Consider the following 5564-nt stretch of genomic DNA (forward strand, 5'->3'; position numbering starts at 1 on the left):
CGCCGTAGGTACAAAGTATTTGTCGGCTCAGCGACTGATCGATCCGGATCAATCGCAGTTCCCGGTGGTGCACAGGGCCTCGCCGGGCGCCGAGAGCTATGAGAAGGTGCAGCTCCAGTCGGTCATCGGCGGACAGTGAATCTACGAGGATTCCTGACGGGGCCGGGCGACGGATGTCGCGCGGGCCCTGGCCAAGTCAGCGCGCGAGCCACCCCCGGTAGGTGGTCCTGGCGATGGCGGCGCCGTCCTTGGCGATGAGGACGTCGCCCGAGGCGGCGGCGAATATGCCGGCGCTGTTGTCGGTGACGACGGTGCGATGGTCACCGTGGGCGGCGAGGGTGATCTTGCCCAGTTCGTCGAGCGCGAAGACCTCGGGGCCGGCGACGTTGCGGGTGCCCTGCAGCGGGGTGCCCACGCTGACGTCGGCCACGGCCTGGGCGACGTCGACCGCGGCGATGGGTTGGACGCGCGTGGCGGGCAGGCGGACGGTGTTCTCATCGGTGGTCCAGGACAGCGCCGCGTCGATGAACTCGAAGAACTGCGTGGCGCGGACGATCGAGTACGGCACGGGGCCGGCCTTGAGGATGTTCTCCTGCAGCACCTTGGCGCGATAGTAGACCAGGCCCGGCACCTGGTCGGCGCCCACGATCGAGAGGATGACGGCGTGGCTGACGCCGGCGGCCTTGGCGGCCGTGAGCAGGTTGTCCATGGTCGTCTGGAAGAACGCGGGCGAGGCGTCGTCGAAGGTCGGCGAGTTCGTCAGGTTGACGACGACATCGGCCCCCTCCATCGCCTCGGGCAGGCCCTGCCCGCGCAGCAGGTCCACGCCGGTGGACGGCGAGTGCGGCACTGCCTCGTGCCCGCTCGCGTTCAGGATCCGGACCACCTTCGATCCGATGAGCCCGGTCCCACCGATGACAGCGATCTTCATCTTCTTGGCCTTCCGGTTTCGCGGAGGTGAAATGTCCGATTATGTGGGTACGACGGGGCGGTCTAGCTGAGCTCACGGTCAGTTTGTGCGCGAGGCTCGGCGGTTCTTACGCCGGACGAGCTCCTCCTCGTCCACGAGCGAAAGCATCGGTTTGCCCGGTTCGCAGAGCATGGTGACGGTGAAGCGCACGGGGATGTCGTCGCGGTTGTTGCCGTCCTGGTAGTGGATGACGTCGCCACCCGGCTCCCAGAACGCCTCGCCGGCCCGGACGACACGCGCCGGCTCACCTTCGAGCTCGAACACCATCTCGCCGTCCAGCACATAGCCGAAGGCCGGTCCGGTGTGCCGGTGCGGAGGGGTACCAGGGTCGCCCGGCGGGAACTCGACGACGATGGTCATCGCGTGCGCACCCGCCGGGATGCAAGAAGGCTCCGTCTCCTGCACCACGGTGATCGCCGACTGCCACGCGTTCGATCGTGGCTTCTGCCCGGCGGTCGTCGACTCGACGCCCGACATGGAAAGACCTCCCTGGAGAAGGGGATGCGAAGGGTCCGCTCACCTCGTAAGACCGGACAACCACGCGGGTTGTGACGGCTCACCTCCTCTTGATTTCCCAGACCTGACCGGTCGCACGCCAAGGATCAGGAAGAGACCGCTGACGCCATGACCGAGGCCAGCAGAAGATCAGCCGCATCGAGTCAAGGCGCCGACACCGACCTCCGGGCGGACCGCCAGCACGATCACCCCGGGAGGGAACCGGAACCTCGCGAACTCCGACACCGGCAGCGGCGGAGCGACCGCATCTCGAACCATCACCTGATCATGCCCAAGTACCAGCACGCAGGTCCCGCCTTGGCCGCATGCAACAGAGCCGATTGACCTGTGGTTTGGCCTTTGCTGGTCGCGTGCCCGCGCGCACCTGCGCGCGTCCCCCCGCTGAGACCGCGCTCGGTCAGGGCGGCCCCGCTCCGCCGGAGACGCTCGCGACCGCCTCGGCCTCCGGCAGCACTGGCTGGGGGGTGAAGAGCACCGCGGTGCGGGCCGCCGTGCCGCGCGCCCACCGGCCGGTGGTGAGCACGCCAAGCACGGCGATGGCGAGCCCACAGCCAACCATGATCCACCAGGCGGGCGCGCTGGTCGGGTCGATGGTCGTCACGCCAGGACGGCCCGCAACGTGATGCGCGGCTACCGAGCCGAAGATCGCGACGCCGAGCGCCAAGCCGATCTGCCGGCTGGTACCGGAGACCGCTGCCGCGACGCCGGCTTGGGCGACTGGCATCCCGGACAGCGCGATATTCGTGGTCGGTGCGTTGACCATCCCAAACCCGACGCCGAAGAGCACGTAGGCGCAGATGACCGGCGCCAGGCTGGTCTGCGTCCCCAGGAGGGATAGCAGGACGCCGCTGGCCTGCAACGCCATCCCGGCGGTGATCAACGACGGCCGCGGCCCGTGGCTGGCCACGAGCCGGCCGGAAATCGGCGGCGTCACCGCCGCGAGGGCCGCCATCGGTAGCGTCAGCAGGCCGGCGTGCAGCGCCGAGTAGCCGCGCACGACCTGCAGATAGAGCGTGTTCAGGAAGAGGAAGCCGCCTAACGCCGCGAAGGCGCAGAGCGCGATGACGGTGGCACCGGCAAACGGAGCGCTGCGGAAGAACCGCACATCCAGCAGGGCGTCCTGGCGCCGCGTCTCGCACACGACGAGCCCGGTCAGGGCAAGGGCGGCGACGATGAACATGACGATCGTCCGGGGGGCCGCCCAGCCGGCGGCCGGCGCCTCGATGATTGCGTAAGCGAGGGTGCCGAGGGTGACGGCGACGAGCGCCTGGCCCGCCGGGTCGAACCGCCGGGCCCGCGGCGCCCTCGACTCGGGCACGTACCGGCCGGTGAGCACCATCGCGACGATGCCGATCGGCACGTTGATCCAGAAGATCGACCGCCAGCCGACCGTGTCGACCAGCAGGCCGCCGAGAACCGGTCCCAGTGCCATGCTCAGGCCGATCACCCCGCCCCACATGCCGATCGCGCGCGCCCGCTCCCGGGGCTCGGTGAAGGTGTTGGTGATGATCGCCAGCGCGACCGGGTTGAGCATCGACCCGCCGACCGCCTGGATCATCCGGAACGCGATCAACCAGCCAAGCCCAGGTGCCAGGCTACATAGCAGCGACCCGAAGGAGAACAGCGTCAGCCCGGTCTGGAACACGCGCCTGCGCCCGAACCGGTCGCCCATCGAGCCGGAGAAGAGCAGCAGGCTTGCCAGCACCAGGCCGTAGGCGTCAATCGTCCACTGCAGCCCGGAGTCGGCGGCATGGAGGTCGTTCCTGATCGACGGCAGGGCGACGTTGAGGATCGTCGCGTCCAGCGCGACAATGAACAGGCTCGAGCAGCAGATCACCAGCACCACGTGCCGCCGGCCCTTGCCCAGCTCGGGCGGCATCGACGCCATCAGCGTTCCGATCGTTGTAGGACGCAAAGTAGGCGAGGTGAGAGCGCCTCATAGGCGACTCCATTGGCGGTTGGCTCTCCCGACCACCGGCAGGGCCACGATCTGACCGACCGCGCCCACACCGCCGCCGGCCCTCTCCCTGACGACCTACGTGACATTCTCATAACAATACTGACTCCTCGTAGTTGGCCGGAATCTGTAGTTAGCCGATTACGGTTGCTGCTGGGTTGGTGGTGACTGGGAGCGGCCGGGTGGGACGGGCGTAGGTGACGCGGCGGCGGACGTCGCTGACGGCCCCGTTGGCCAGATGGACGACGTGGAACGGGCCGACGGCCAGCGCCGCGGGTGGCAGCGCCTCGCGGGCGGCGGCCTCGTTCTCTACCCCGACCTACGGCTACACCAGCCACCACCAGGCATCATAGAAGGTCAGCGGCCAAATACGCCGTCCGGCGAACCGCGAAGAGCCCCAATACCCTGGGCGGCGGGCACTCACTTTATCGATGTCACGAGCATCGGCTTCGATTGGATGAGCTTATCGCCATGCCGCTCGCACGCTCAGTTGGTCTATTCTGTTGGCGGACGTCCCGACCCTGGACCCGACCTCTGCCGCAGCGAGTTCTCCGCTGCCTTCGCCGAACCGTCCTCGGACGGCTTGGACGTACTCCATCCGCCGGTAGGCCCGCCATGTGCGCGACCTGCGTCGGCGAAGCCACCCAACGGGCTCGACCGAGCTTTGCGGCGGGACGAGCCCATCCTTGCGACAGTTCAATAACGCTGCCCCATGAATTACAGGAGCCTGTTCAGTGGACACGATCGGCACAATCGAGGAACTACACGCCGAGGCCTCCGATCTCACCGGGCTTTCCGACTTCGGCCCGCCGGACTACCTCGAGGGGCTGGAGGTCGTCCTTGCCTCCTACGAGCAGGAGGCCGCCCTGACTGCGGACGGCATCCGAATGGTCCGCGACAATCTGTGCGGAATCCTGGTTTCCCGCCTTTTCAGTGAGGCCGGGTGGCGCGAATACCCCGAGCATGCCCAGGTACCGATCGAGCGACCGGTGTTCATCGTCGGCATGCCGCGCACAGGCACGACCACCCTGCACCGGCTGCTCGCCGCCGACCCGGCCAACCAGGGCGTCGAACTGTGGCTGACCTACGCTCCCCAGCCCCGGCCGCCGGTCTCGACCTGGCCGACCAACCCGGTCTTCCGGCAGACCCAGCAGGACATCGCCGGCTTCGTCGCGCAACATCCGGGCTATCTGGGCATTCACAATCGCATCGCCGACGCGGTCGAGGAGTGTTGGCGGTTGATCCGCCAATCAATCACAATCGCATCGCCGACGCGGTCGAGGAGTGTTGGCGGTTGATCCGCCAATCAATGCTCTCGAGCCTTCTTGAATATACCGGGCACCTGCCGACCTACTCCGCGTGGATCGCAGACCAGGATTGGACTGGCGCGTACCAGCGGCACCGGCGCAATCTGCAGCTGATCGGGCTGCGCGATCCCGAGCGCCGCTGGGTGCTCAAATGCCACAGTCACCTGCCGTGTCTGGACGCCTTGCTGACGACTTATCCCGACGCTCTGATAATCCGGACCCACCGCAGGCCCGCCAGCACGGTTCTGGGATCGGCCTGCAGCTTGGCGAGCAAGCTCGCCCCCACGTCCAGCACCTTCCACGGCGAGGCGATCGGCCCCTTCGTGCTCGAGATCGCCGCGCGCAACCTCCAGCGCTTCGCCGCGGACCGGGCCAGACACAACCCAAGCAGGTTCTACGACATCGAGTTCGCCGACTTCATTGCCGACCCGCTGGCCACGGTCGCCGACATCTACCGCCACCTCGGATGGGATCTTCCCGAGGAGGTCCGCCCCGCCATGTCGGCCGTGCTGGCAGAGGAGGCCCGCCTGCGTGCTCACCGTTACGACCTAGCCGATTTCGGCATCAGCGCCGAGGAGGTCAACGCCCGACTCGGAGCCCTGATCTGAGTGGGCATGCCGTTGTTCCTGACGTGCTCGTCGAGCAGATGGACTGCTTTGGCGCGCAGCCGCTCGAAGGCGTGACGCCGCGGGCAGCGGGGCAGGGATGCGGGAAGAGGGACAGGTGGGCCGTGACCGGGTGTTCGGCGGGATCGCTCCAGAAGGTCCTGACCGAGTCCAAGCCCGACCAACCCCGCGTAGGCGTAAGAGAACGT

General features: G+C 67.7%; 5 protein-coding genes and 1 pseudogene. 2 read left to right on the forward strand and 4 right to left on the reverse strand.

What is annotated here, in order from left to right; all coding sequences use genetic code 11:
* Nucleotides 1–196: 196 nt before the first annotated feature.
* The 4 genes and pseudogenes from AC08OP_RS18765 to AC08OP_RS18780 form a co-directional block, all read right to left on the reverse strand.
* On the reverse strand, nucleotides 197–931 hold the full coding sequence (locus AC08OP_RS18765; protein ID WP_476615385.1) for an SDR family oxidoreductase: 735 nt from the start codon (nucleotides 929–931) through the stop codon (nucleotides 197–199).
* A 78-nt stretch (nucleotides 932–1009) separates the two neighbouring features.
* Nucleotides 1010–1447: a cupin domain-containing protein gene (locus AC08OP_RS18770; protein ID WP_476615386.1), complete on the reverse strand. Its 438-nt coding sequence runs from the start codon at nucleotides 1445–1447 to the stop codon at nucleotides 1010–1012.
* Nucleotides 1448–1883: 436 nt separating this feature from the next.
* On the reverse strand, nucleotides 1884–3374 hold the full coding sequence (locus AC08OP_RS18775; RefSeq protein WP_476615387.1) for an MFS transporter: 1491 nt from the start codon (nucleotides 3372–3374) through the stop codon (nucleotides 1884–1886).
* A gap of 202 nt (nucleotides 3375–3576) precedes the next feature.
* A pseudogene (locus tag AC08OP_RS18780) lies at nucleotides 3577–3732 on the reverse strand (hypothetical protein); the annotation flags it as partial.
* 445 nt (nucleotides 3733–4177) lie between these two features.
* Here AC08OP_RS18780 and AC08OP_RS18785 point away from each other — a divergent pair.
* Both AC08OP_RS18785 and AC08OP_RS18790 read left to right on the forward strand, forming a co-directional pair.
* Nucleotides 4178–4741: a sulfotransferase family protein gene (locus tag AC08OP_RS18785; RefSeq protein WP_476615388.1), complete on the forward strand. Its 564-nt coding sequence runs from the start codon at nucleotides 4178–4180 to the stop codon at nucleotides 4739–4741.
* On the forward strand, nucleotides 4672–5358 hold the full coding sequence (locus tag AC08OP_RS18790) for a sulfotransferase family protein (RefSeq protein WP_476615389.1): 687 nt from the start codon (nucleotides 4672–4674) through the stop codon (nucleotides 5356–5358). The genes AC08OP_RS18785 and AC08OP_RS18790 overlap by 70 nt, the downstream gene beginning before the upstream one ends.
* Nucleotides 5359–5564: the final 206 nt, after the last annotated feature.

The organism is Frankia sp. CeRuru1, from assembly GCF_977966315.1.